Origin of the sequence: Thiemannella venezuelensis (assembly GCF_014203605.1) — a bacterium.
Lineage (GTDB): Bacteria > Actinomycetota > Actinomycetes > Streptosporangiales > Streptosporangiaceae > Planomonospora_A > Planomonospora_A venezuelensis.
This window is the reverse complement of the sequence record NZ_JACHJJ010000045.1, coordinates 1-24,499: the sequence shown is the minus strand read 5'-3', so window position 1 is coordinate 24,499 and position 24,499 is coordinate 1. Positions and strand designations below refer to the sequence as shown.

Genomic DNA, 24,499 nt, shown 5'->3' with positions numbered 1-24,499 from the left:
GAGCGCCGACAGGCCCTCAAGAACGTCCATCAAGACGGCTATGCTGCCGCGTAGTCGCAAGCCCTGATGTGTCTACCGAACCGGGGCAACTCCAGGCGGCCTCAAAGGATCAATGCATCACCGTTTGACGACAGGCGGCCGGCCTTCGGAAACCGGTGATCGGCTGCGGCGCGCAACGAGGCACGACGTCGAGGCTCAGCCACGGGAGACAAGGGCGCGCCAGCCGATTTCGAGTAGGTCGAAGGCGCGAGCGACGGCCAGGCGGGGGTCGTCGTGCCCACGGGCGACTCGGGGGGCTTCGAGCGCGAAGTGGGCCAGGGCGGTGCAGGCGGGTTCGCTCTCGGGCAGGCCGCTCTCCTCGGCGATGGCCTGGGCCAGAGCGTCGGTATGGCGCAGCCACATGGCCTGGGCGTAGTCGCGCAAGGCCGGGGTGCTGTCGACCAGGTCGAAGAACGCGGTGAAGCGGGCGTCGCCGTCCGCGGCCGCCATCCGGTAGCGCAGCGCGTGCTCACGCAGGGCCGCGGGGATGGACTGGCCTTCGGGGCGTTCGCGTACGGCAGCGAGCAGGCCGGACTCCTGGTCGGCGTCCTCGTCGAAGACGAGGGCCTCCTTCACCGGGAAGTGCTTGAACAGCGTCGTAGTGGACACGTCGGCGACGTCCGCGATCTCACGGATGCCCACATCGTCGTACCCACGCTCCAGGAACAGGCGCAGCGCGGTATCGGCGATGGCCTGGCGGGTGGCGGCTTTCTTGCGCTCTCGGCGCCCCATCGGCGCGGCGCTGTTCCCGGTGTCGTCCATACCCCAGAGCCTACCTTTCGGTTGTTCAACTTCAAAAGTACATCAGTTGCACTAATTGGGTTGGTGTGCTCTTCTGGAGGAGTGGTTGCAGGACGCTGCACACCTGACCGCATCCCTCTTCACACCGGCACCAGCCACATTTCCTCACCGCGCTCTTCCTCATCGCAGTCCCGCTGAGGAAGGCCGGCCCGCCATCGGCCCCCGCGGGCACGCCCGCCTCCGCCGCCACCACCAGCTGCCCTCCTGCCCCTGCAAGACAGCGCACCGGCGCAGCCCGCCGGGCCACTCGCGAACGGAGCACCACCATGAACACCACACCCACCCCCCGCATCTCGATCATCGGCGCCGGCCCCGGCGGGCTGACCTGCGCCCGCATCCTGCAAAAGCACGGCATCGACGTCAGCGTCTACGACCGCGACCTGGACGCCGACGCCCGCAATCAAGGCGGCAGCCTCGACCTGCACGCCGACGACGGCCAGCTCGCACTGCGCGAGGCGGGCCTGATCGAGCAGTTCTGGAAGCTGGCACGCCCGGAAGGACAGCAGATGCGCCGCTGGGACACCGCCGGCAACGTCCTGCTCGATCAGATCCCGGACGAGGACGACCTCTACAAGCCGGAGATCGACCGCAGCCAACTACGTGACCTGCTCCTCAGCTCCCTCGCACCGGGCACGGTGCAATGGGGCCGCACCCTCGCCTCGGTCGCCGGCCCCGCAGACGGGCCGCGGATGCTGCACTTCACCGACGGAACGAGTGTCGAGACCGATCTGATCATCGGAGCGGACGGCGCGTTCTCCCGGGTCCGCCCGGCCGTCTCAGCGGCTGTCCCGTGCTACTCCGGGGTCACCTTCACGGAAGCATGGTTCGACGACGTCGAAACCCGCCACGCCGACCTTTCCGCCCTGGTCGGCAACGGCAGCGGGACCGCGACCGACGGCGAGCGTGCACTGTTCGCTCAGCGCAGCAGCGGTGGGCACATCCGGGTCTACATCATCCGGCGCGCGCCGGCCGACTGGATCACTGCAGCCGGTCTGACCGCAGGGGACACCGCCGGCATCCGCGCACACCTGCTGGACGAGTTCGTCGGATGGGCACCCGGCATGCAGCAAATGATCAGCAACAACGACGGCCCCTACGCCGACCGGCCGCTGTTCGTCCTCCCGGCACCCCACACCTGGGACCACGTGCCCACCGTGACCCTGCTCGGCGACGCCGCACACCTCATGCCACCGATCGGCGTCGGCGTCAACCTGGCCATGCTCGACGCCCACGACCTTGCTCTCGCCCTGGCCACCCACCCCACCGTCGACGAGGCCGTCCGTGCCTACGAGAAGACCATGCTGCCACGCTCCACCGACCTGGCCGAGGCGCTCATCGGCGGCGCCGGCTTCCTCCTGGAAACGGACGAGCACCCCGATGGCCAGGACGAGGCCCGCGCCCTGCAGCAGAAGCTCAAGGAACAGAGGGAGGTTGACGGAACCTGGAACCTCACCTTCAAGACCGGCGGCGGCGAGGAGACCTCTGAACTGGTCCTGACCACCGCTGGTACGACTCTGGTCGGCACCTACGACGGCAAGCCGATCACCGGCGGGCGCATCGAGGGAACCACCGTGCACTTCACCGCGGTAGTCACTTCGCCGGCCAGGATGAAGATCAAGTGCACTGCCGAACTGACCGGCGGCACCATGTCCGGCAAGGCCAAGTCCATGTTCCTGTCGCTCCCGTTCACGGCTGTCCGGCCTCCTGCGAACGGGCGCTGAGCTCGGGGCGGGCCTCGTGGACGAAGCGAACCTCACTTGCGGCCGCCCTCGCAACACCCACCGGACCATCCCTTTCCGGCTTACTCGGATGGGAGATCGCCCGGCCGCTGCTGCCGCCGGCGCGGACGCGTCCGCAGGGTGGCGGGACGCAGAACACGCCTGATGAAGCGGTGTTCGCGGCCATCGCCTACGTCCTGGTGAGCGGATGCGCCTGGCGGGCTCTGCCGCCGTGTTTCGGGATCTCGAAGTCCACCGTGCACCGTCGGTTCGGCATCTGGTCGCGGGCCGGGGTGCGGAGCAAGCTGCACCAGGTCGTGCTCGACCGGCTGGCCGTGGCCGACCTGCTCGATCTGTCCCGCGTCGTGCTGGACTCCGCCCATGTGCGGGCGAGAAAGGGGGCGACCATACAGGTCCGAGCCCCGTGGACCGGGGAAAACCGGGTTCGAAGATGCACATCCTGTCCGACCGGTCCGGGCTGCCCCTCGTGGTCGGTGTCTCATCGGGTGGCACCCACGACGGCGAGGGCCTCAAACCCATGGTGACCGAGCTCCAGATGAGACACGACCCTCGTCAGGGCCGTCCCATCAAGCCCGGCAAGCTCCACGCGGACAAGGCCTATGACCGCGATGACCTGCGCCGGTGGCTGCGCGGCAAGCGCATCGCCGTCCGCATCGCACGCAAGGGCATCGAGTCCAGCCGGCGGTCAGGCCGGCATCGCCGGGTGATCGAACGGACCATGTCCTGGCTGACCGGCTATCGACGACTCACCATCCGCTACGAACGCTACTTTGGCAACTACCTGGCCTTTCTCGGCCTCGCTGCCGCTCTGTGCTGCTACAAGCGGTTCGTCCGACTCACCACATAGGACACGGTCTTAGTGTCACTGGCCGTTCGGTTGCCGCTCAAGCCCCGGGGCCGTCGGCGTTCCCGCCCCCGGTACGGCCCCGCCCGGGTCATCGGGCGGGGCCGTCGTGTGGACGCCTACAGCTCGCAGTTGGTCTCGGCTTCGCCGTCGCAGCGGTCGGTGTCGGCGCCGCCGTCGAGGGTGTCGGAGCCGATACTGCCGATCAAGCGGTCGTTGCCCCCGCGGCCGTTGAGCTTGTCGTCACCGAAACCGCCGAACAGGTTGTCGGCGCTGGAGCCGCCGTTGACATTGTCGATGCCGTTGTCACCGGAGAGCGTGCTCGGCAGGTTCGTCTCGTTGGTGATCGAGTCGCGGCCGTCCCCCGCGAACACGTCGATGCGATCGATCCCGCCGGTCGGGCACTTCACCTCACCTATCGACTGCGTGCATCCGGGACCGGCCGCGACCGAGCCGAGCGAGTTGCTGATGGTCGCCACGGTTCCGGCCGTGTTGAGCCTGATCGTGATCCCGTCGGCCGCCGAGCTGCCGTTGACGAGGATCCTGCCGCTGTCGAGTTGCGCGGTGACGGTGGCCGCCGACGCCGGTCCGGCCAGCGCCACGGCGCCGGTGAACAGGACGGTGACGAACCCCAGGGCCATACCCGCGCTTGTGATCATGCGACGACCCGTGTTGATGCTGAACATTCTCTGGTTCCCCTTGATGATGTGTCGTTCCGGACCCTGGGAACACTGTGAGGGAGCGTCATCTTCGACTCATCGCATAAAGACGCACCGGCCGGGTGTATCAATTCGTTGACCGGCGGCCTTCCTGGCCTCCGCCGGGAAGCAGGTCAAGGATGGGGATGCTCTGGTTTGCGGGTTCTCCGGCGTGCTCCAGGAAGGCGCGGACCTCCTCGGCCTCCGGGACGCCGAACTCCCCGTACAGACGGCGATCGCCGGCACCCAGCCGTGGGCGGCCGGCCAGGAGCCCGGCTCGGACATGGCAGAGCTGACGGCCCGGTACGCCGAGCGTTTCCCCGCCCTCACCGCGGCGATCGCCGACGCCCGTGACACGCCCCACGACAACGGATGGGCTTTCGGCCTGCGGTTCCTGCTCGACGGCCTGGGCGTCCTCATCGAGGAGCGCGCCGCAGCACACTGAGACCGGTGGCCCCGGGAACGTGCGCTTGCGGCCTGACGGCCTCGGACGCGGTGCTGGGCGTCAGGTGCCCAGGAGTTCCATGATGCGCAGGGCGCCGGGGCCGATGATGACGACGAACAGGGCGGGGCACAGGCAGAACAGCAGGGGGAAGAGGATCTCGATGGGAGCCTTCTGGGCCGCCTCCTCCGCGCGCTGGCGGCGGCGCAGCCGCATCTCCCCGGCCTGCTCGCGCAGCACGTCGGCGATCGGTATGCCCAGCTCGCCGACCTGCACCACCGATGAGGCGAAGCCGCGCAGCTGCGGGCGCTCCTGGGGCGCACCACGGTCGGCTACGTGCTCATCGACGCGTGCGGGCTGCGGACCCCGCCGGCTGAGGTGGCGCGGAAGGCCACCGATGTGGTCGTCACGCCGCTCGTGCAGCCGCCGGTCACCGGCACGCGCGGGGAGGCGACGTCGGCCGGGCGGATGTTCTCTCGCACCAGCGGTCTGCTCACCCAGGCTCTCGCCGACGTCGAAGACGCGTGGCTGACGGGTGCCCCCATGAGCTGCCCCTGCCTGACGGTGACCCCGGTGACGAGGCTGATCTCGACGTGCGGACTCGGCAGGTATGGCAGGAGAAGGTCCGGGCTGCCCTCCTGCCGCAGATCGACACGGCGCTGACGCAGGAGTACGGCGCGGCCTGGGAGCAGGCGAGGCCCCCCCCGGAGCGCGGACACGGGGTTCATGCTGCTTTGAGCAGATTATCGGGTTACTGCTCGTAGGCGATAGGGCTGAGCTGCCCGAGGCGGGATGCACGCCCAGGTCCCGGCCCACCGACGCATACGTCCGGCTCGGGTCAGACAGATACAACGCGACGGCGTCCGCCTTGAACTCCGGCGGATACGACTTCATCGCCACGTGGAACTCCTTGCCCCCGGATATCCATCATCCGGCACTCAAGGTGTCCACACCTCAGGGGAAGGCCCAAGCCCTATGTCGGGTGTGATGCCCGACCGGTGATCATGGCTCTACCCGGCCACGGCCCTGGTCCGGCCGGCGCGGGGCGCGGACCCCGCGCCGGCGGAACCGGCGGCAGTGATTACCGGCTGCGGCCGGGCAGGGGGGTGCTCAACTCCGGCATCGCGGCCATGTCCTCGCCCGGGTTCCAGTCTTCGATGTCGAGGACGGACGCGGCCGGGGGTGCGGTGATCGCGGTCTTGGCGCCCCAGCCGCTGAAGGTGACGGTGCTGGTGACGGCGGTACGTCCGCTGGTGTGCAGGCTCGTGTCCGATTCGGTGTAGGTGCTGACGAGCTTGCGGGTGCGCTGCTTGGCGTCCTGCCACAGCTTCCAGTCGATGTTCAGCTGGGCGCTGGCGCCGCGGGGCTTGCCGCCGTACATCACGCGAAACGACGGTGAGACCGCATACAGCCGGGCGACGGTGAGAGTGCCCTTGTGCATGGTGGTGGACGCCCCGTCGAGCTTGACGCCGCGCCGGGTGCTCGTGGCTGTCGCCAGCAGGCCCTTGAGGGTGGCGGGCTCCAGAACGTTGATCATCTGGGTGACGAGCATGCCAGGGCCGAAACTCCCGGACGACCTCAGCCAGCGCTTCCCTTCGGGAAGGTCGTAGAAGAAGCCCTCGGACATGTACGACGCCTTGCGCAGCGTGATGGTCCTGGTGGGCTCGGCCATCTCCCGCATCTCCGGCGGCAGGTCACGGCCGTCGAACCACTGGGTCAGATCGGAGGCGATCACGCCGGAGCTGCCGAACTGGTAGGTGCCCTTGGTGTGGAACCGCGAGAGGTAGGGCCCCTCTTGCGGGCTGGTGCGCCTGGTGGTGGTCGTTTCCTTGACCTTGACCCCGTGACCGGCGACGAACTGGCGCTTGAGCCCGCTCACCGGGCTCTTCGAAGCGGCGTGCGCGGGCGTAGACGCCAGCAGAGCGGGCGCGAACACGGCCGCGGCAGTGGCCGTGGTGGTAACAGCGGCGATCCATCGCCTCATGGTTGTACTCCCCGTAGACCCCTCGTCCCTGAGGGGGAACCAGCCGGACCGGTAACCACCAAATCCGTACATGTGTGCCTACAGAGGGTAAATGATCGTTTTGAGGGGACGGTGAGACAGCGGGAGGCTCCACGTAGATCTTTCGGTGACACGGACCGGCGGCGGACATTTGACCGGCAGAACGAGTTCGGCGGCAGGCAAGGCAGCCCCCGGCCTCCGGCCGCCACCGGCTCCGGCTCCCCGACGGCGGGCAGATGCCGGTGCTGCGCGGGGCCGGCGACGACGACCTGCTCACGGTGATCGACGTCTCCGACGTGATCGGCTGAGGCCCGGCCCGCTACATTTCGATCATGGGCGGGACCGCGCAGGTGGCGGCCCGGGTCGCGCACGGCGTCCGGAAGCGGCTGTGCGCGTTCCTGGCGGGCGAGAAGAACCGCCACGGCGAGCTGCTGGCCGGAACCGGCCCGGCGCCCGGCGCGGACGCCGCCCAGCGAGCCGAGGCCCGTACCCGGGCCCGCCAGGTCCTGGAGCGGATGCGGGCCGCCGGGGACCTGCTGGATACGGTCGACGCCGCGCTCGCCCACGGGATCGGGGTGGAGCTGGTGATGCGCGGCTGGGATCACCACTGGCCGCCGGTGCCGGCCAGCGCGCCGAGCTCGGGATGCCGGCCCGGTTCGCGGCAGTGCGCCTGCCGAAAATTACATCCATGCAGTTCAAGCGGCATGTGAGTACTCGTGGAGGACTCCGCCGAGTCGGTCCGGTCTGCGGACGCTCAGCTCGGCGATTCGCGCCGGATCCGTGATCGGCTCCGGGACGGCGCGTAGCGGGGCCGCTTGATCCAGGGCCTGATGGGCACGGTGCCGGTTGTAGAAGTATTCGCACTCCCGTAGGGCGTGCCGCAGATGGCGCTCGTTCCATACCAGGCAGCGGTCGAGCAACTCGCGGCGGCACGACTGCACCCACCGCTCCATGACCGCGTTCATCCGCGGTATCCGGATCCCGGTGAGCACGGTCCGGATGCCGGCCTCGGCCAGGATCTCGTCCATGAGGGCGGGGAACTTCCCGTCCCGGTCACGGATCAGGTAGCGGGTCTGGCAGCCGGCCTCTTCCAGGTCCATCACGAGGTTCTTCATCGCCTGGATGGTCCAGGCCGCGGCCGGATGGGCGGTGGTGCCCAGCACCCGGACGCGCCGGCTGGCGTGCTCGATGACGGCCAGGATGTACTGGCGCCGCCCGGTGAGGGTGACGGTCTCGATGAAGTCACAGGCCGGCAGCGCCTCAGCTTGCGAGCGCAGGAAGCCAGCCCAGCTGACCGACGCCCGCTCAGATGCCGGATCAACGCCTTCCTGCTTGAGGATCTCCCAGACCGTGGAGGGCGCGACCGTGATACCGAGCGTGGCCAGTTCACCGTGCACGCGCCGGTATCCCCAGGAGGGGTTCTCCCGGACCAGGCGCAGGATGAGCGCGCGGATGGAACGGACCGCGGGCGGGCGCCCCGGCCGCTTCGGCCGACAGCTCCCGGCATGACGCCGTCCCATCAGATCTCGGTGCCGGCGCAGGACGGTATCCGGGCGGACGAGGAGCCGCAGCCGGCACAAGGCCTCGCGGGGCAGCGACATCAGCAGGGCCGCGAGGAAGGCACGGTCCTCGGGAGCGAATCTCACCCTGGCATCGGCGCCGAGCTGCCGTTCGAGAACGGTGATCTGGTGGCGCAGGGCGAGGATCTCGACGTCCTTGTCCCGATCGCCCATCGGCGGCGGCCGCAGCGCGGCGAAGGTGTTCGTGACGGCGAGACAGGCCAGGCGAAAGAGCACGAACGATCATCATGCCGCACTCCGAGCGGCTGGGCATCCCGCGCGTCAGTCGATCTCCGGCAAGGCCAGGACCTGGCCGGACGACATTATCGGCAGGCACAGAGTTCTGCGTCGGCAAGTCGACGCAGAAGCTGGTCGACGAGATCTACGGCGACTTCGAACTGCTCGGCAACGTCGAGGTCACCGATGACCCGCTGACCGTCTTCGGCCCCGTCGTCCGGCAGTACGGCGCCGACGGCTATCTCCGCGTCACCGCCGGCCTCCTCTGCTCAGACCCGGTGACCGGCGCCGCGACCGCTCCGACCCGTAATCGGAGCGGTCGCGGCGTTTTTGCATGATAGTTCGCCGAACAACGGGGCGAGTCTCCCCGGCTCAGGACCTGCAGACAACCCCGACGGGCACGACATCCCGGCGGCGGAGGCGACGACCGCGACACCGAGCGTGACCGATGGAGCACTTGACACCAGTTCGCGCCGATACGGACGAGTAGAACCGATTTTGATAATGACAATGATTATCAGTACGATCGTCCACCGTTGCCCGTTTGCCGGCGACGATCCCTTCGTCACGACCCTGAGAAACCGAGGTTGCTCCCTTGCTCCACGATGAGGAACTGCCGTCCCGCAAGGCCAAGCGCACATGGATCGCCGCAGCATTGGCGCTCGTCGTGGTCGCAGGGGTGACGATCGGTGTCGCGACAGGGTGGGGTCGGGAAGACCGGAGCGCGTCATCCCCGGCCGAACCGCGCAGCCGCGGCACCGAGCTCGTCGTAGCCGTCGGGGACGTCGCTGGGGGCGAGTTCGACCCGCTGAAGGGCTGGGGCTCCCGGCCGGCGCAGATCCGGCTGATCCACAGCTCGCTGCTCACCATCGACAAGGACGTCGACTTCGTCGGCGACCTGGCCTCGGAATACTCCCTCAGCGACGATGCGAAGACCTGGAGCTTCACGCTCCGCGACAACGCCCGCTGGTCGAACGGCGAGCCGGTCACCGCCCAGGACGTCGTCTTCACCTACGAGACGCTGAAGAAGGACGGCACACGCTTCGACCTGACGTTCGTCGACCGGATCGTCGCCGCCGGCGAGTCCCGTGTCGAGTTCCACCTGAAGGAGCCGCGCTCGACCTTCGTCAGCCAGCTCTCGGAGATCCCGATCCTGCCCGCCAAGCACTACGGCACGGACTACTCGAAGAATCCGATCGGGTCCGGCCCGTACACCGTCGCCGACTACCAGCAGGGACAGCAGCTCATCCTCAAGGCGAACCCCCACTGGTACGGCCAGCGGCCGCAGTTCACCAAGCTCACCTTCCTCTTCCTGGGCGAGGACGCCGCGCTCGCCGCCGCCAGGGCCGGGACCGTCGACATCGCCTACGTCCCCCCGACCTTCGCCGACCAGCGGATCACCGGCATGACGCTGCAGAGCTTCGAGAGCATCGACTCGCGCGCGCTGTCCCTGCCGACGCGGTCGGCCGGCAACAAGGGCAAGATCCAGGGCAAGGACGTCGCGGTCGGCAATGACGTGACCGCGGACCCGGCGATCCGCAAGGCGCTGAACATCGGCCTCGACCGCGACGAGATCACCAAGATCGTGCTGCAGGGCCACGGCCGCCCGGCCTACACCCTCGTCGACACTCTCCCCTGGTTCAACGAGAAGGCGGTGTTCGAGGACGGCCGCATCGAAGACGCCAAGCGCCTCCTCGCCGAGGCCGGCTGGAGCGACTCCGACGGCGACGGAATCGCGGACAAGGACGGGCGCAAGGCCCAGTTCACGCTGCTGTACCCGTCGGACGACAAACTCCGCAGCGACCTCGCGCTGGTGGTGGCGGAGCAGGCACGCACGCTCGGCATCGAGATCACCACCAAGGGCAGCACCTGGGACGGCATCTATCTCGACGGCAAGGCCAACGCCGTGACCTGGGGCGGCGGACGCCACCACGCCCACCAGCTGTACTCGATGTACTCCTCGAAGGTCCTCGACACCGGCTACAACAACATGCCGCAGTACGCCAACCCGGTAGTCGACGCTCACCTCGACCGCGCCCTGTCGGCCACCACCCAGGACAAGGCGAACGAGCACTGGAAGCAGGCGCAGTGGGACGGCACGACCGGCTTCGCCGGGCAGGACGGTGACGCGCCGATCATCTGGCTCGTCCGGATCAACCACCTCTACTTCGTCCGCGACGGGCTCGACCTCGGCGAGCAGCCGATCCACGGCCACGGGCACGAGTGGGCGCTGTTCAACACTCTGGCCCAGTGGCACTGGAAGGACTGAACGCCCGCGATGATCGGGGTGGTTCCTGTCATGCCGCGATTGCTCCTGTTGCGCGTCCTGCGCCTGGCGACCCTGCTGATCGGGGTCTCGGTGCTCGCCTTCGCCCTCGTCCACAACTCACCGATCGACCCGATCCAGGCCTACATCGGGGCCAATGTCGACATCACCGATGAGCAGTTGGCCAGGCTCCGCGAGCAGTGGGGCCTGGACCGCTCGCCGATCGAGCAGTACCTCGCCTGGGCTCGCGAGATGATCCAGGGCAACTTCGGCACCTCGACGCTCTACGAAGCTCCCGTGATCGACGTCATGGGAGCCCGCTTCGGCGCGTCCCTCGCGCTGATGGGGGTCGCCTGGACGATGTCCGGGGTACTCGGCTACCTGCTCGGGGTGACCGCGGCGACGCATCGCGGACGGCTCGCCGACCGGCTCATCTCCTGGTACAGCTACACCCTGTCGGCCACTCCCACCTTCTGGCTCGGCATCGTCTTCCTCGTCGTGTTCTCCGTATGGCTCGGCTGGTTCCCCGTGGGGCTCGCCGGACCGCAGGGCGTCCCGGCCGAAGACGTCACCTTCGCCCAGCGGCTCCACCACTTCGTGCTGCCGTCGATCACTTTGTCCGCGGTCGGCGTGGCGAACATCGCCATGCACACCCGCGAGAAGATGACGGACGTCCTGAACAGCGACTACGTGGCGTTCGCCCGGGCCAGAGGCGAGAGCGACTGGCAGATCTTCCGCAACCACGGATTCCGCAACTCCGTCGTCCCGGCGGTGACCCTTCAGTTCGCCTACTTCGCAGAACTCTTCGGAGGCTCGGTGCTCGCCGAGACGGTCTTCTCCTATCCGGGTCTCGGCTCCACCCTGACCGAGGCCGCGCTCGGCGGCGACGTCCCGCTGCTGTTGGGCATCGTGCTGGTCAGCGCGGTGTTCGTCTTCACCGGGAACCTGATCGCGGACGTCGTCAACGCCGCGATCGACCCGCGGATCCGGAGCAGGGCATGAGCACGGCGACCGATCACCGCCCGCGGCTTCGCGCGCGTCGAGACGTCGTCGTCTCGCTGTCCACCGTGGTGCTCCTGGTCACCTGCGTGGTCGCAGGCCACCTCTTCCTGGACGACACCGCGTTGCGTCCGAACTCCGCGCTGCGACTGTTGCCGCCGAGCATCGGGCACCCGTTCGGGACCGATCATCTGGGCCGGGACCTCTTCACGAGAGTGGTGAAGGGACTGGCGCTCTCCCTGGGGATCGGCGTGCTCACCGCGGCGATCAGCACAGTGATCTCCGCGGTGCTCGGCATCTGCGCCGCGCTCCTCGGCAGACGGGTCGACGGCGTCATCTCCTGGCTCATCGACCTGTCCATCGGCATCCCGCACCTGATCTTCATGATCCTGCTCGCCTTCACCGTCGGGGGCGGAATCCCCGGCATCGTCCTGGGCATCGCGTTCACCCACTGGATGTCGCTCGCGCTGCTGGTCAGGGCCGATGTGAAGCAGATCCGCGACGCGGAGTTCATCCTTGTGGCGCGCGGGCTCGGCAGGTCGTCGCTCTTCATCGCGTGCAGGCACGTCCTGCCGCTCGTCCTGCCCCAGCTCCTGGTCGGATTCGTCCTCATGTTCCCGCACGTGATCCTGCACGAGGCCGCGCTCACCTTCCTCGGGTTCGGGTTCTCGCCGCAGACGCCGGCGATCGGCATCCTGTTGTCGGAGGGAATGCCGCACATCTCCAGCGGGATGTGGTGGCTCGCGGTACTCCCCGGTCTCGCGCTCCTGCTGCTCGTGCTCGGCTTCGCGCGACTCGGCGACCGGGTGCGCACGGTGCTCGACCCGGCGACGTCGAACGGATGAGGGCCGAATGAACACACCGATCTTGACGGTCTCCGAGCTCGACGTCAGCTTCACCCAGTACGCGAGCGGGCTGCGCACCCGGACCCTCACCGGCATCGCCGGTCTGAATATCGAGGTCCGCGAGGGGGAGATCCTGGCCGTCATCGGCGCGAGCGGATCCGGAAAGACCCTGCTCGCCCAGGCGATCCTGGGCATCCTGCCGCGCAACGCGGACGTCACCGGCGAGATCCGCTTCCGCGGCGAGCGGCTGACCGCCGCCAGGCGGCGGCGGACGCTCGGCCGGGAGATCTCCTACATCCCGCAGTCGGTGACGAACCTCGATCCGCTGATGCCCGTCGGCGAGCAGGTACGCATCGGCCTCGACCCGAAGACGGCGCATCAGGAGCAGAGCCGGCTGTTCGCCCGCTACGGCCTGGCGAGCGAGGCGGCGAGGCTGTATCCGTTCGAGCTGTCCGGGGGGATGCTCCGGCGGGTGCTCTTCGCCACCAGCGTCCGGGACACCGTCCGGCTGATCATCGCCGACGAACCGACTCCGGGCCTGCACGCCGAAGCGGTCGAGGAGGTGCTCCGGCACCTGCGCGAACTCGCCGCCGACGGGGTCGCCGTGCTGCTCATCACCCACGACATCGTCTCGGCGGTCTCGGTGGCCGAGCGGGTGGCGGTGATGAACGGCGGACGCCTGATCACCGTCGAGCCCGCCGCCGCCTTCACCGGGGACGGCGACGGGCTCGGTCATCCCTTCGCGCGCGATCTGTGGCGCGCACTGCCGCAGAACCGGTTCTCCATCGGAGGTGTGGAGTGGCACTGACAGTCAGCGGCCTCAGCTACGGCTATGCGGGCGGGAAGCTGTTGTACCGCGACGCCTCCTTCCGGGTGGAGGCCGGCGCCGTCGTCGGCATCACCGGACCGAGCGGCAGCGGTAAGTCGACGCTCGGCGCGCTCCTGGCCGGAGACCTCCGGGCACGGTCCGGTGAGATCACCATCGACGGCGCCCCACTGCCCCGACGCGGCTTCCGGCCGGTGCAACTGATCCACCAGCACCCCGAACGGGCGGTCAACAACAAGTGGCGGATGCGCTCGGTGCTGCGGGAATCACATGAAGTGCCGCAGGAGACGCTCGATCTGCTCGGCATCAGAAGCGAGTGGCTGGATCGCTGGCCGGCCGAGCTCTCCGGCGGCGAACTGCAGCGCTTCTGCATCGCCCGGGCGCTTCACCCGGCCACCAGGTACCTCGTCGCCGACGAGATGACCGCCATGTTCGACGCGATCACGCAAGCGCAGATCTGGCACGCGCTCAGCGGGATCGTCCGCGAACGCGGCCTCGGCATGGTCGTCATCAGCCACGAGCCGGCGCTGCTCGACCGGCTCTGCGACGAGCAGATCGCCGTCGAGAGTTTCCGGGACTGAGCGTCCGTGATCAATGCCTTCGCGTTCACGGTCAAGGAGCGGGGTCGGCGGCACGACGCCAGGATGAAACCGGCGGCGATCACGAGGTTGGCGATCATGAGACGGCGGGCGCGCCGGGCCAGCGCGATGACGGCGGGGACGGTGGCCGGCTCGTCACAGTGATGACCGCGTCTGCGGTTTCCAGGGCCAGGTCGGATCCGGCGCGGCCCATCGCGATGCCGACGTGGGCGGCGGCCAGGGCGGGGGCGTCGTTGACGCCGTCGCCGACCAGCGCGACCCGGGCGCCGCGGCGCTGCAGCTCGGTCACGGCGCTCACCTTGTCCTCGGGCAGCAGCCCGGCGTGAACGTCGCCGATGTGTACCCGGTCGGCCAGTTGGGCGGCGGCCGGTGCGTTGTCCCCGGTCAGCAACACGGGCGCGGAGCCGGTCAGGACACTCAGGTGGGAGACGGCGTCGACGGCGCCGGGACGGATACGATCCGCCAGTGCCAGCACACCGGCTGCCGTGCCGTCGATGCGGACCATGACGGCGGTGTACCCGCTGCGCTGCAGCCCGGCGACCATCTGGTGGCCGGTCCGGTGGCGGTCGTCGCCCGGGAGGTGGTCAGGGCTGGTCACTTCGACGAGCAGGCCGCCGACACGGGCGCGCACGCCCCTGCCGAGCTCGGATGTGAACCCGTCCACCGGCTCGACCGCCGGCCCGGCAGTACGGGCGGCCTGGACCACGGCGCGACCCAGTGGATGCTCCGACGGCTGTTCGGCGGCGGCGGCAAGTGCCAGCAGTCGCTCCTCGGTCAGATCCGCGGGGGCGCCGGGCAGCAGGCGGACCTCCGCCAGGCGCGGACGCCCCTCGGTCAGGGTGCCGGTCTTGTCGAAGGCCACCTGGGTGACGGTGCCGAGCCGTTCCATGGCGACTGCGGATTTGACCAGGACACCGTGGCGACCGGCGGTGGCCATCGCCGCCAGGAGCGGCGGCATGGTGGCCAGTACCACCGCGCATGGCGAAGCGACGATCATGAAGGTCATCGCACGCAGAAGCGCGTCGGCCGGCGGCTCGCCCAGCGTCAGCGGGATCGCGAAGACGGCCAGGGTGGCGACGACCACGCCGACCGAGTAGCGCTGCTCGATCTTCTCGATGAACAGCTGGGCGGACGCCTTGGTCAGGGAGGCCCGGCGCACCATGGTCACGATCCGGGCAATCACGGTGTCGGCCGCATCGCGCTCCACGCGCACCCGCAGTGCGCCCGTGCCGTTCACGGTTCCGGCGAACACCTCGTCACCGGCCCGCTTGACCGCCGGAAGGCTCTCGCCGGTTATGGACGCCTGGTCGACGTCGCTGGTCCCGCCCAGCACCCGGCCGTCGGCGGCGACACGCTCGCCCGGCCGGATGAGCAGCACGTCACCGATCCGCAGATCGGCGGCGGTCACGGTCTCCTCTTCACCGCCGGAGCCGAGGCGGGTGGCGGTGGCCGGAGCCGGATCCAGCAGGGCACGCACGGAGTCGGCGGTGCGAGCGGTGGCCAGAGCCTCCAGTGCTCCGGAGGCGGCGAAGATGACGATCAGGAGTCCACCGTCCGTCACCTGCCCGATCGCGGCCGCTCCCAGCGCGGCCACGATCATCAGCAGGTCCACGTCCAGAGTCCGGTCGCGCAGCGCCCGCAGTCCCGCCAGCGCCGGCTCCCATCCACCGCAGACGTAGCAGAGCCCGTACGCCACGCCCCACGCCCAGCCCGGGGTTCCGGCCACCTGAAGAACCAGCGCCGCGCAGAAGGCCGCCAGCGAGACCGCGGCCCAGCGGACCTCTGCCAGGTCCAGCCACCGGGTGCGCACCGGCACCGCTCGCACCTTCTCCGGTACGGCCCGGGACGGGTGCAGATCCGTCGTCATGTGATCCTCCATCGTCACCGAGTCCTCCACCGGCTCGACAGCGATCACAAACCCGGTTGCGGCACGAGGCCATGCCCGTCACCGAGCTGGCCGAGGCGGTCGGCATGGAGCAGTCGGCGGTCTCCCACCAGTTGCGCCTGCTACGCAACCTCGGACTGGTCCACGGCACCCGCAATGGCCGCAGCATCATCTACAGCCTGTACGACCACCACGTGGCCCAGTTGCTGGACGAGGCCGTGTACCACATCGAGCACCTGCGCCTGGGCTCTCCTGACCGCCCCGCCACCACCGGCTGATTCCGGCGCGGCCGGAGTCAGGACCGCAGCAGGCCATCGAGCAGACGATGGAGATTCCCGGGGTACCATTCCCTGCCGGCCGGATACGCCGGCCGCCTGCCGGACGAGCTGTCCGGAGGCGAGCACCGCCGCGTCGTCCCGGCCCGCACACTCGCCTCTCCGATCGGGTCCCACAGGTACGGCGCCAGCAAGGTGAACTCGGTGTGTGTGGCGTCGAAGACCGCCGCCACCTTTTCCGGATCCATGAACTCTCCTCTTCAGCCGACGGATCTCAGCGGACGGCCACGAGAGCCGCGCCGTCTCGGTTCTGTCGAACCGGGCCCGATCTCATCGAATCCGGCCCGGCGCAGCAGTGAGGCACGGACGGAGGCCGATACCCTGTGGCCGCCTCCACCCATGCCCTGCTCCCACCTCCGGGCCGTCCCGAACGGTCAGCGCTCCTGGGCCGCAGGCCACGTCCCGGCGGACCCCGGCACCAACGAAACCGTGTCGGAGGTTGTGGGATGTCCTCCGTATCCGCGCCGCTTGGGTGGCCTCGCCGCAGACGAAGCCCGGGCGGGGTTCAGTGGGGGGTGATCAGGCCGCGCTGGTAGGCGCGCACCAGGCGGCGGGGCACCAAAAGCTGCCGCCCGTCCACGGTGATCGGCACCAGGTCGGGGGCGGTGGCCTTCCACTGGGAGCGGCGGTGGCGGGTGTTGCTGCGCGACATCTTGCGCTTGGGGACGGCCACGGCCTACCAGCTCGCCTTCGTGACGCCGGGCAGCTCGCCGCGGTGGGCCATCTCGCGGAAGCGGATGCGCGACAGTCCGAACTTGGTCAGGTGGCCGCGGGGGCGGCCGTCGACGGAGTCGCGGTTGCGGATGCGGGTGGCGGAGGCGTCGCGGGGCTGGCGGGCCAGGGCACGCACGGCCTGCGCCCGCTCCTCGGGCGTGCCGGTGCGGATGATCTCCTTGAGCTCGGCGCGGCGCTCGGCGTGGCGGGCCACGATCACCTTCCTGCGCTCATTGGTGGCGATCTTGCTCTTCTTGGCCATTAGACCTTTCCTCCCCGGGCACGGATGCGGGCCACGGCCGCCTCGACACCGATCTTGTCCACGGTCTTGATCGCCTTGGCGCTGAGCGTGAGCCGTACGAACCGGTCCTCGCCCGGCAGCCAGTAGCGGCGGTGCTGGATGTTGGGACTCCAGCGGCGGCGGGTGCGCCGGTGGGAGTGGGAGACGCGGTTGCCGAAGACCGGCGCGATCCCGGTGAGCATGCAGTGCGCCGACATCAGGGCCTCCCGTAGCGCTGGTTGAAGCGCTCGACCCGGCCGGCGACGTCCAGCACCCGGCTGCGGCCGGTGTAGAAGGGGTGGCTGGCCGAGGAGACGTCGACGTCGATGACGGGGTAGGTGTTGCCGTCCTCCCACTCGATCGTCTTGGCGCTGGTGGCGGTCGAGCGGGTCAGGAAGGCGAAGCCCGCGCTCGGGTCGCGGAAGACGACCGGGCGGTAGTCGGGGTGGATGTCCTTCTTCACGGGGTCATCGCTCCTCTCGGAACGGCACGTGCTGGCGGATGATCGGGTCGTACTTGCGCAGGGTGAGCCGGTCGGGGTCGTTACGCCGGTTCTTGCGGGTGACGTAGGTGTAGCCGGTACCCGCGGTCGACTTGAGTTTGATCACGGGCCGGAGCTCGTTTCTGGCCATCTGCATCCCTTCGGGCTGGCAGGCTGCATCATGAGATGACATTGAAAACGGTTTTCATTATGCACCATCCGCCACCGGTGGAGCACTGACCCCGTACACGACCCGAGCTACGACCCGCGCGTGATCAGCGATCTCCCGGCCCTCATCGACCAACCCGCCGACTGCCCGTCCGCCCGATTAGAGCCCTCAAGCCGACCACGCCGCAGGGAGCAAACAGCGGCAAGCGCAGGCTCCGCCCTCGTCGCGACCGGCGCCCTCTACCGGACCGCCGACAGTCCGCAGACACCTCATCTCGCGATGACGTACATCCCGGCCTCCGCCGGACCGGTGCGGGACGGCACCAGGCCGTACACCTCCAGCTCCCCCACGAGGCGCTCCTCGGTGAGCAACCACCAGTCGTAGCTCACCCCCACCTCACCGACAGGCTTGCCGTCCTGGTGGGTGCGGTAGGTCATGTGCCAGGTGAGCCGGTCCGGGCCGGCCGGTTCGGCCCGGCCCCACCCCTCGTAGACCCGCCGCCCGATGCGCACCTCCACGGCGCGGAACTCCGGGACCGCGACCGCCTCGGCGGGCGGCTGCAGGTTCAGCACCGCCCGGCCGCCCGGCAGGAGCCGCCCGGCCAGCGATTCCCAGATCCGGTTGCGCCCGGCCGGATCGAAGTGGCCGATGACGTTCATCGCGACGAGGGCGCCCAGCCGATCGGGAAGCTCCGCCTCCAGCAGACCTTCCGGGAGCACGGTCACCCGGTCGCGCAATCGAGGGTCATCGTTGACTCTCGCCAGCAGGACAGATCGCAGAGCCGGGGACGGCTCGACGGCCACGATCTCCGCATCCGGCAGGGCATTTGCGATCGCCCGCGTACCGTGCCCGCCTCCAGCACCGACGTCCACCACAGGCCCGGGGACCTCCCGCAGAGCTTCGGCCAGCACCGGGCCGAGCGCGGGCCAGCGGGGCGCCATCATGACGTCGATGAACTCGGCAGACCGCTCATACTGGTCGACCACTGCGCCTCCCAAGATTGATAATCGTTTCCATATAGGGACCCCAAGGATCTGGGAGATCAACCGTCAAGAACGACAAGGCCGATCACGGCACCAGGAGACGTCCGCACTTCCACCCCCACGACTGTCGGCACGATCTCGCCCGAGACCCACTCCGCGCCGGCGGAGACATGTGCCATGATAATGACAATGGTTTTCATTCTTTCTCCGGGAGGCTCCTTGTCCACCCCCGTCGTCCTCGTCGCGGGCCTGCACACCGCAGCGCGCGGCGCTACTGTCGATCGCCTGCTGGCCGAACACCCCAACTCGATCGCGATCCACCACGACCTGCGCTCGGTGACCACCGGACGGGTCACACGCGTGGTCCGCACCGGAGCGGGCGTGCTCGACCTGGCCGAGATACGGCTCGCACACGGCTGCGTCACCTGCACCGTGCGCGAAGACCTGCTCCCCGAGCTCGTACGGCATGCCGCCACCGCATCACTGCTGGTCGTGGACCTGTGGGACTCGGTGGAGCCGCGCTCGGTGGCCGAGGCGATCGACTGCGACGAAGCCCATGACGCTCTGCGGCTCACCGCGGTGCTCACCGCCCTGGACGCCGAGCACATGCCCGTCGACATCTCCCGCGGGGACCGCCTCACCGAGACCGGGCAGCGCGCGGCCGCCGGAGATGAGCGCTACCTGGCCGAGGTCCTGGCCCGGCAGATCGAGTACGCCACCGGCCTGGTGCTGCACGGCGGCGACGCCGAGGACGTCGAGCTCTCCCGCGCCGTGCTCTCCCACCTCGCCCCCGTCACACCGGTCCACCCGGTCGCCCGGCCGCCCCGCGTCACGGGGGCCGCGCTGTGCACCGCCCAGCTGGCCGAGCGCGTCGACCCCGCCACCGCCCAGCTGCCCTGCGACGCCCAGAGCGGGGAAGTCACCACCGTGGTCTGGCACCGGCTACGCCCGCTGCACCCCGCCCGCCTGTTCGAGGCGGTGGACGAACTGGTCACCGCCTCGGTCCGCTCGCGTGGCCGCTTCTGGCTGGCCACCCGCCCCGAACAGATGCTGGCCTGGGACGCGGTCGCCGGCATCGTCTCGGTGGAGGACGCGGGCCCCTGGCTGGCCGCACTGCCACAGGCCGCCTGGGACATGATCTCCCCGGCCCGTCGCACGGCCGCCGCGCTCGACTGGAACGAGATCGCCGGCGACCGCGTGCAGCACCTGGTCTTCACCGGCCCCGACCTCGACCGCGAAGGCATCCACGCCCTGCTCGACTCCTGCCTGCTCACTCAGGAGGAGGCCCTGGCCGGGCACACCGCCTGGGCGGGATACGACGACCCGTTCGCCCCCATCCTCACCCTGAAGGAGACCGCATGAAGCCCCGCCGTACCCCCCGCAAGAAGAGCAACCCTCTTCAGGGAGTGAGTTACATCGACTACAAGGACACCGACCTGCTGCGGAAGTTCATCTCCGACCGCGGCAAGATCCGCAGCCGCCGAGTCACCGGGGTCACCGTCCAGGTTGTAGTGATCGACGTACTCACCGAGCACCGAGCGCAGGTGCCGTTCGTTGGAGATCAGCATGCGGTCGGTGCATTCGGCCCGTACGGTGTGCACCCACCGCTCGGCGTGGCAGTTGGCCTGCGGTGTGCGCGGCGGCGTCCTCACCACCGTCACGCCCGCGCCGGCGGACCGCGTCGAAGACCGCGATGAACGTGGTATCTCGGTCGCGGATGAGGAAGCCGGAAGGAGCCGAGCCAGTCGCCGAGGTCCATGAGCAGGTTACGAGCCTGCTGGACCGTCCACGCTCCGGTCGGGTTGGCGGTGACTCCCAGGATGTGCAACGCGCCGGGTGGCGACTTCCATGACGAACAGCACGTACAGACGCTTCAAGGAGATCATGTCGACGTGGAAGAAGTCGACGGCCGGCAAACCTTGCGCCTGGGTGCGCAGGAACGTTCGCCAGGAGGTGTCGGCGTCTCGGAGCGCCGGGCCGAAGCGCCGGATCCGCAGGATCCACCGTACGGTCGCTTCGCTGGCCTGATGGCCGAGCCGGGCCAGTTCACCGTGCACCCGGCGATATCCCCAGGCCGGGTTCTCCCGCGCCAGGCGCAGCACCAGGTCCCGGATCTCCTTGCCCGTCCTCGGGCGGCCGGACCGGCTCGGGTACGTCCACCGGCGTCGGACCAGGCGGCGGTGCCGGGCCAGCAGGGTACCCGGCGTCACCAGCCGATGCGCGCGCAGGGCAGAGGGCAAGAACCGCGCCAGCGCGGCCAGGACCGTTCGATCGGCCCAGTCCGGCTTCGGCCGGGCGACCTGACGGCGCAGCACCGCCACCTCATGTCGCAGCACCAGGATCTCGACATCCTTGGCCGCCCCGCTTCGGCCCAGCAGCGCCAGCCAGCCGAACAACCGAATCATGATCAGATACAGGAGACGGACAGACACAAGAACTGGTCTTGCCCGTACCCCCGCATCAGGTCGATCCGCAGGTCAAGCGTCCTGCGATGACTTTTGAAGCGGTACAGGCCGCCGGGCGGGTGTCGTGGTGGACCACGGGTTGTGGCGACGGCGCGAGCGCGAGGAATGGAAGCGCCTCGTTGAACAGGCCGGGGGCCGGTGGCGGCTGCTGTATTTCGCCGTTCCCCGGCGCGAGCTGCTGCGGCGGCTGGCCGAGCGCAATCGGCGTGATGACGCCAACGCCTTGACCGTCTCACCGCAGGCCTTGGAGGACTTCTACGCCCGGTTCGAGCCGCCCGAGGAAGACGGGGGCGCCGAGCCCCCATCGGAGTAGTGAGCACGGCGGCGCCGGGCATCGCTCACTCCTGCATCATCCTCCTGGCTGTGACGCGCGGCGCTGTTTGGCAGGGATCCGGCGGCGTTATCGGGCAGGCGACGAACCACTTGGGTGCCCCATCAGCTGAGCAGCAGGGCCAGCGCGAGTGCGAGCAGCAGGGAGTCGAGCCGGTCCAGCAGCCCGCCGGCGCCCGCCAGCCAGGAGGCCGAGTCCTTGACTCCGGCGCCCCGCTTGACCATCGACTCCAGCAGATCTCCCAAGGGGGCGCCGAACGCCACGGCGACCACCAGGGCAGGGGTGAACGCTCCCAGCAGGACCAGCATGCCCAGACCCGCGGTGGTCCCGGCCAGCACCCCGCTCCAGCGTTTGGCCGGTGACAGCGGAGAAAGCGCCGGGCCGCCCAGGAGTCGGCCACCGAACGAGGCGGCGATGTCGGCGACCGACACCGCGACGAACAATGCCAAGGCGGTCGGGCCGAGCAGGACCACCCCGATCAACGGCGCGAACCAGACGACGCCGAACACGCCCCGGCACAACCGGTTCAGCCCACCGGCCGCATCACCGGTCAGGAGCGGGACCAGGGCGACAGCCAGGGCGGCGATGGCGAACACGCGAGGCAGTTGTGCGGGCGCCAGCCAGGCGGTCACCGACAGCGCGACCACGGCGGCGGCGAGCAGCATGCGGTCGGGCCGGGGCAGGCGGGTCAGCTGGCCGTACTCGGCGGCGCACACCACACCCACCGCCGCGGCCAGGGTCGCGGCCCCGCCGGGTCCCGCGTACAGGGCGGCGACCACCACCGGTACGGCCACCGCCCAGGCGCACCACCGCAGCACGTACTGTCGTCGCCGCGACAGCGCAACGGCGACGCCGCCGATTGCGAGCGCGGCGGCGATGTAGGGGATCAGGGCGCCGACGTCGGTCACACCGGGTTCCGCAGATCGTGCAGTGCCGCGGTGACGGTTGCGGCGATCCGGGCGTTGGCCGCGGGCTCGCGCACCGCGATGCGTACTGTCCTGCCTTCGAAGGCCGGTGACATCGGTGACAGGTCGCGCAGGAACACGCCCCGCTCTTGGCATCGGCGGACCAGACGGGCGGCGCCGGGACCACCGTGAGCCAGGGTGAGCAGGACGAAGTTGGCCATCGCCTCCTGGACGTGCGCATCCTCGCCGATCGCGGTGAGCTCAGCGGCCAACTCGCCGCGCAGCGCCCCGGTCTGCGCCCAGCGGCCGGCGTAGTAGGCGGGGTCGCGCAGGGCGTGCACCGCGGCGACCTGCGCGGGCAGGCTCACCCCCCAGGGCGGACTCCAGCGGCGCAGCTCGGCCACGGTCTGCGCAGGCCCGGTGAGATAGGCCACCCGCAGGCCCGACAGCGCGTACATCTTCGACAGCGAGGTGCACACGATGGCGTTGTCGGCGGTGGCCGCGTACGGCTCCAGCGATTGGCCCGGCCCGGCGTAGCCGACGTAGGCCTCATCGATCCAGAACCGGGTCCCGCCGGGGGCCGCCGCCAGCACCTGGCACAGGTCGTCTGCGTCCAGATGCACTCCGGTGGGGTTGTTGGGGTTGACGACGACCACGAGGTCGTAGCGCTCGCGCAGGGCTTCACGGAGGCGGTCCGGGTCGATCCGCCAGTCCTCCTGGCGCCGTAACGCAAACCGGTCGGCGCGGCAGCCGATCACCCGCTCGACGACGTGGGCGTATTCACCGTAGGAGGGGTCGATCAGCAGCACCCGGCTGGAGGCCTCCAGCCAGCCACGGAACGCCCGGAAGATCAGCTCGGAGGAGCCGGCCCCGACCGCGATGGCCTCGGCGGGAAGGCCACGGCGGGCCCCGATCTCCTCGATGAGCCCTTCAGCCTGCGCGGGCGGGGAGGTCCGCACCATCCAATCCTGGTGGACGGCCAGGGCCGCGGTGGCACCGGGGGCGGGCGGGAACCAGGCGTCGAGCACGTCGGCGGGCACGACATCCCCGTGAGCCTGGAGGGTGTCGAAGCGGCGGCCCAGCGCCCCGATCGAGGTGCCACCGTGCTCGCAGCCGCCCGCACCGGGCAGGAAGGGCGCCTCCAGGCGCCAGCGCACCTTCGGCTCCAGGTCGCGCAGTACCGGACCGTACCTGCGCAGCGTCTGCTCGGCGAGGCCGGCCACCTCACCGGTCAGCAGTTCGAAGACGACGGCCCCCGCGCGCACCGGTATCCCCGTGGATGTCAGCCCCAACTCCCGGTACATCGGCAGGAGCTCGGACCTGCCCAGCGCCACGATGGTGCGACCCCCGTGCGCCGTCACCCAGCGCAGCGCCGCGTACATCAGCAGTTTCCCGGTCATCCTGCCCCGCTGAGCCTGGTCCACGGTCAGGATGCGGATTTCGAACAGGCCGTCCTCGCGCAGAACGGGGTGCTCGGTGCGGCGGAGATATTTGTCGATCGAGTAGCGTCCCGCCCATGGCGGCGTCACGCTGATGAACCCGACGGGGCGTCCCTGATAGACCGCCACGATGTAGACGTTGCCCTCGTCGAGCTCGTCGCCCAGCTGCCCAGCGTCGTTGGCGGGGTGCTGGCCGAGTTCACGGGCGTACACCTCGTGGCGCAGCCGGTAGATCCACTCGCGGTCGGCATCCGACCCCAGGCGCAGTTCCAGCTCATCAATACCCACGACCACGATCCCCCCATGTATTCGACGGTTCCGTCGCGCGTCCTCGGGCCGAATGGCGCGGGCCCGCAGACGTCGAGCGCGCACGGCCCCTGAGCGTCAACGCCGGTATCGGCCCTCTGGCCATCGCTAGGGTGTAGCCGGTCGCGGAGCTGCCAAACAGCTCCGCTGAAACCCTGCCGAGCAGCGCTGCGCGTCACACTCCTGGCCGCCGGGCGGCCTCCCCGTGCGCACGCCTAGGAGTGTCCTGAAGATCTTGGTGGTCTTTTCAGACCCGGGTCGGGGATTCAGACTCGGGTCATGATGGGCCGTCGAAGGGCTCCGGCTGGGC

General features: G+C 69.6%; 29 protein-coding genes and 5 pseudogenes. 15 read left to right on the top strand and 19 right to left on the bottom strand.

All coding sequences use genetic code 11. The features are described 5' to 3' along the window. Positions 1-195 precede the first annotated feature (195 nt). A complete protein-coding gene (locus tag FHS22_RS36115) occupies positions 196-801 on the bottom strand; it encodes a TetR/AcrR family transcriptional regulator (protein ID WP_184948696.1) in 606 nt (201 codons plus the stop codon). 305 nt (positions 802-1,106) lie between these two features. Here FHS22_RS36115 and FHS22_RS36110 point away from each other — a divergent pair, with 305 nt between their 5' ends. Next, positions 1,107-2,561 (top strand): FAD-dependent oxidoreductase, encoded by a 1,455-nt coding sequence (locus FHS22_RS36110; protein ID WP_184948695.1) that lies wholly within the window; start codon positions 1,107-1,109, stop codon positions 2,559-2,561. Between the two features lie 95 nt (positions 2,562-2,656). Then, positions 2,657-3,426 (top strand): IS5 family transposase gene (locus tag FHS22_RS36105; RefSeq protein ID WP_184948701.1). Its coding sequence is split into 2 segments (ribosomal slippage): positions 2,657-2,951 and positions 2,951-3,426, totalling 771 coding nucleotides; the frame shifts between segments, so codons are not numbered across the junction. Between the two features lie 116 nt (positions 3,427-3,542). On the opposite strand, the gene FHS22_RS36100 is transcribed toward FHS22_RS36105, so the two are convergent. Then, entirely contained in the window at positions 3,543-4,082 is a 540-nt protein-coding gene (locus FHS22_RS36100; RefSeq protein ID WP_184948694.1) for a calcium-binding protein, read from the bottom strand. Between the two features lie 211 nt (positions 4,083-4,293). On the opposite strand from FHS22_RS36100, the gene FHS22_RS36095 reads away from it, so the two are divergent. Beyond that, complete coding sequence (locus FHS22_RS36095; RefSeq protein ID WP_184948693.1) at positions 4,294-4,566, top strand: hypothetical protein; 273 nt, start codon at positions 4,294-4,296, stop codon at positions 4,564-4,566. Between the two features lie 60 nt (positions 4,567-4,626). On the opposite strand, the pseudogene FHS22_RS38795 reads toward FHS22_RS36095, so the two are convergent. Continuing rightward, positions 4,627-4,863 (bottom strand): annotated as a pseudogene (locus FHS22_RS38795) (type II secretion system F family protein); the annotation flags it as partial. Positions 4,864-4,899: 36 nt separating this feature from the next. Here FHS22_RS38795 and FHS22_RS38790 point away from each other — a divergent pair. Next, on the top strand, positions 4,900-5,226 hold the full coding sequence (locus FHS22_RS38790; protein ID WP_184948702.1) for a hypothetical protein: 327 nt from the start codon (positions 4,900-4,902) through the stop codon (positions 5,224-5,226). Between the two features lie 129 nt (positions 5,227-5,355). Here the strand turns inward: FHS22_RS38790 and FHS22_RS38785 are convergent. Continuing rightward, positions 5,356-5,463 (bottom strand): annotated as a pseudogene (locus tag FHS22_RS38785) (transposase); the annotation flags it as partial. Between the two features lie 181 nt (positions 5,464-5,644). Then, positions 5,645-6,547, bottom strand: a complete 903-nt coding sequence (locus FHS22_RS36075) for a hypothetical protein (RefSeq protein ID WP_184948692.1) — start codon at positions 6,545-6,547, stop codon at positions 5,645-5,647. Positions 6,548-6,897: 350 nt separating this feature from the next. Here FHS22_RS36075 and FHS22_RS36070 point away from each other — a divergent pair, with 350 nt between their 5' ends. Continuing rightward, positions 6,898-7,275, top strand: coding sequence for a hypothetical protein (locus FHS22_RS36070; protein ID WP_184948691.1), 378 nt, complete (start codon positions 6,898-6,900; stop codon positions 7,273-7,275). Here the strand turns inward: FHS22_RS36070 and FHS22_RS39500 are convergent. Then, positions 7,261-8,361, bottom strand: a complete 1,101-nt coding sequence (locus FHS22_RS39500; RefSeq protein ID WP_184948690.1) for an integrase core domain-containing protein — start codon at positions 8,359-8,361, stop codon at positions 7,261-7,263. The genes FHS22_RS36070 and FHS22_RS39500 overlap by 15 nt on opposite strands. A gap of 11 nt (positions 8,362-8,372) precedes the next feature. Here FHS22_RS39500 and FHS22_RS36060 point away from each other — a divergent pair, with 11 nt between their 5' ends. The 6 genes from FHS22_RS36060 to FHS22_RS38775 all read left to right on the top strand — a co-directional run bounded on the left by FHS22_RS36060 (position 8,373) and on the right by FHS22_RS38775 (position 13,878). Further along, positions 8,373-8,699, top strand: a complete 327-nt coding sequence (locus FHS22_RS36060) for a hypothetical protein (RefSeq protein ID WP_184948689.1) — start codon at positions 8,373-8,375, stop codon at positions 8,697-8,699. A 257-nt stretch (positions 8,700-8,956) separates the two neighbouring features. Next, positions 8,957-10,630, top strand: a complete 1,674-nt coding sequence (locus FHS22_RS36055) for an ABC transporter substrate-binding protein (protein ID WP_221474553.1) — start codon at positions 8,957-8,959, stop codon at positions 10,628-10,630. Between the two features lie 30 nt (positions 10,631-10,660). Beyond that, entirely contained in the window at positions 10,661-11,629 is a 969-nt protein-coding gene (locus FHS22_RS36050) for an ABC transporter permease (RefSeq protein WP_184948688.1), read from the top strand. Continuing rightward, positions 11,626-12,471: an ABC transporter permease gene (locus FHS22_RS36045; protein WP_184948687.1), complete on the top strand. Its 846-nt coding sequence runs from the start codon at positions 11,626-11,628 to the stop codon at positions 12,469-12,471. Before FHS22_RS36050 ends, FHS22_RS36045 begins: the two co-directional genes overlap by 4 nt. Before the next feature lie 7 nt (positions 12,472-12,478). Then, complete coding sequence (locus tag FHS22_RS36040) at positions 12,479-13,279, top strand: ATP-binding cassette domain-containing protein (RefSeq protein WP_184948686.1); 801 nt, start codon at positions 12,479-12,481, stop codon at positions 13,277-13,279. Then, a complete protein-coding gene (locus tag FHS22_RS38775; protein WP_184948685.1) occupies positions 13,270-13,878 on the top strand; it encodes an ABC transporter ATP-binding protein in 609 nt (202 codons plus the stop codon). The genes FHS22_RS36040 and FHS22_RS38775 overlap by 10 nt, the downstream gene beginning before the upstream one ends. 94 nt (positions 13,879-13,972) lie before the next feature. On the opposite strand, the gene FHS22_RS36030 is transcribed toward FHS22_RS38775, so the two are convergent. Next, positions 13,973-15,763 (bottom strand): heavy metal translocating P-type ATPase, encoded by a 1,791-nt coding sequence (locus FHS22_RS36030; RefSeq protein WP_275955200.1) that lies wholly within the window; start codon positions 15,761-15,763, stop codon positions 13,973-13,975. Between FHS22_RS36030 and FHS22_RS38770 the strand changes: the two genes are divergently transcribed. Next, positions 15,679-16,059: an ArsR/SmtB family transcription factor gene (locus tag FHS22_RS38770; RefSeq protein WP_260408636.1), complete on the top strand. Its 381-nt coding sequence runs from the start codon at positions 15,679-15,681 to the stop codon at positions 16,057-16,059. The two genes, FHS22_RS36030 and FHS22_RS38770, sit on opposite strands and share 85 nt — an antisense overlap. 17 nt (positions 16,060-16,076) lie before the next feature. Here the strand turns inward: FHS22_RS38770 and FHS22_RS36020 are convergent, their stop codons facing one another. The 8 genes from FHS22_RS36020 to FHS22_RS35985 form a co-directional block, all read right to left on the bottom strand. Further along, entirely contained in the window at positions 16,077-16,304 is a 228-nt protein-coding gene (locus FHS22_RS36020) for a hypothetical protein (protein ID WP_184948684.1), read from the bottom strand. Positions 16,305-16,621: 317 nt separating this feature from the next. Further along, positions 16,622-16,789 (bottom strand): 50S ribosomal protein L32, encoded by a 168-nt coding sequence (gene rpmF, locus FHS22_RS36015; protein ID WP_184948683.1) that lies wholly within the window; start codon positions 16,787-16,789, stop codon positions 16,622-16,624. Between the two features lie 3 nt (positions 16,790-16,792). Next, complete coding sequence (gene rpsN / locus FHS22_RS36010; protein WP_184948682.1) at positions 16,793-17,092, bottom strand: 30S ribosomal protein S14; 300 nt, start codon at positions 17,090-17,092, stop codon at positions 16,793-16,795. Beyond that, entirely contained in the window at positions 17,092-17,328 is a 237-nt protein-coding gene (gene rpmB / locus FHS22_RS36005) for a 50S ribosomal protein L28 (protein WP_184948681.1), read from the bottom strand. The genes rpsN and rpmB overlap by 1 nt, the downstream gene beginning before the upstream one ends. After that, positions 17,328-17,573 carry a type B 50S ribosomal protein L31 gene (locus FHS22_RS36000; RefSeq protein WP_184948680.1) on the bottom strand — a complete coding sequence of 82 codons (246 nt, stop codon included), beginning with the start codon at positions 17,571-17,573 and terminating at the stop codon, positions 17,328-17,330. Before FHS22_RS36000 ends, rpmB begins: the two co-directional genes overlap by 1 nt. A gap of 4 nt (positions 17,574-17,577) precedes the next feature. Further along, positions 17,578-17,742 (bottom strand): 50S ribosomal protein L33, encoded by a 165-nt coding sequence (gene rpmG, locus FHS22_RS35995; protein WP_184948679.1) that lies wholly within the window; start codon positions 17,740-17,742, stop codon positions 17,578-17,580. A 287-nt stretch (positions 17,743-18,029) separates the two neighbouring features. Then, positions 18,030-18,746: a class I SAM-dependent methyltransferase gene (locus FHS22_RS35990; RefSeq protein ID WP_338048116.1), complete on the bottom strand. Its 717-nt coding sequence runs from the start codon at positions 18,744-18,746 to the stop codon at positions 18,030-18,032. A gap of 56 nt (positions 18,747-18,802) precedes the next feature. Next, positions 18,803-18,943 carry a hypothetical protein gene (locus FHS22_RS35985; RefSeq protein WP_184948678.1) on the bottom strand — a complete coding sequence of 47 codons (141 nt, stop codon included), beginning with the start codon at positions 18,941-18,943 and terminating at the stop codon, positions 18,803-18,805. 19 nt (positions 18,944-18,962) lie between these two features. Here FHS22_RS35985 and FHS22_RS35980 point away from each other — a divergent pair, with 19 nt between their 5' ends. Both FHS22_RS35980 and rpsR read left to right on the top strand, forming a co-directional pair. Beyond that, positions 18,963-20,105 carry a CobW family GTP-binding protein gene (locus FHS22_RS35980; RefSeq protein WP_260408632.1) on the top strand — a complete coding sequence of 381 codons (1,143 nt, stop codon included), beginning with the start codon at positions 18,963-18,965 and terminating at the stop codon, positions 20,103-20,105. Next, positions 20,102-20,248 (top strand): annotated as a pseudogene (gene rpsR, locus FHS22_RS35975) (30S ribosomal protein S18); the annotation flags it as partial. The gene FHS22_RS35980 and the pseudogene rpsR, both read left to right, overlap by 4 nt. Positions 20,249-20,308: 60 nt before the next feature. Here the strand turns inward: rpsR and FHS22_RS39745 are convergent. Together FHS22_RS39745 and FHS22_RS35965 are read right to left on the bottom strand one after the other, a co-directional pair. Further along, positions 20,309-20,395, bottom strand: a pseudogene (locus FHS22_RS39745) (hypothetical protein); the annotation flags it as partial. 114 nt (positions 20,396-20,509) lie between these two features. After that, positions 20,510-21,139, bottom strand: a complete 630-nt coding sequence (locus tag FHS22_RS35965; RefSeq protein WP_221474551.1) for a hypothetical protein — start codon at positions 21,137-21,139, stop codon at positions 20,510-20,512. Positions 21,140-21,269: 130 nt separating this feature from the next. Between FHS22_RS35965 and FHS22_RS35960 the strand changes: the two are divergent. Then, a pseudogene (locus FHS22_RS35960) lies at positions 21,270-21,521 on the top strand (P-loop nucleotide/nucleoside kinase family protein); the annotation flags it as partial. 122 nt (positions 21,522-21,643) lie between these two features. Here FHS22_RS35960 and FHS22_RS35955 read toward each other — a convergent pair. Next, complete coding sequence (locus tag FHS22_RS35955; RefSeq protein ID WP_184948675.1) at positions 21,644-22,447, bottom strand: phosphatidate cytidylyltransferase; 804 nt, start codon at positions 22,445-22,447, stop codon at positions 21,644-21,646. Next, entirely contained in the window at positions 22,444-24,171 is a 1,728-nt protein-coding gene (locus tag FHS22_RS35950) for an aminotransferase class I/II-fold pyridoxal phosphate-dependent enzyme (RefSeq protein ID WP_221474550.1), read from the bottom strand. The genes FHS22_RS35955 and FHS22_RS35950 overlap by 4 nt, the downstream gene beginning before the upstream one ends. Between the last annotated feature and the right edge of the window lie 328 nt (positions 24,172-24,499).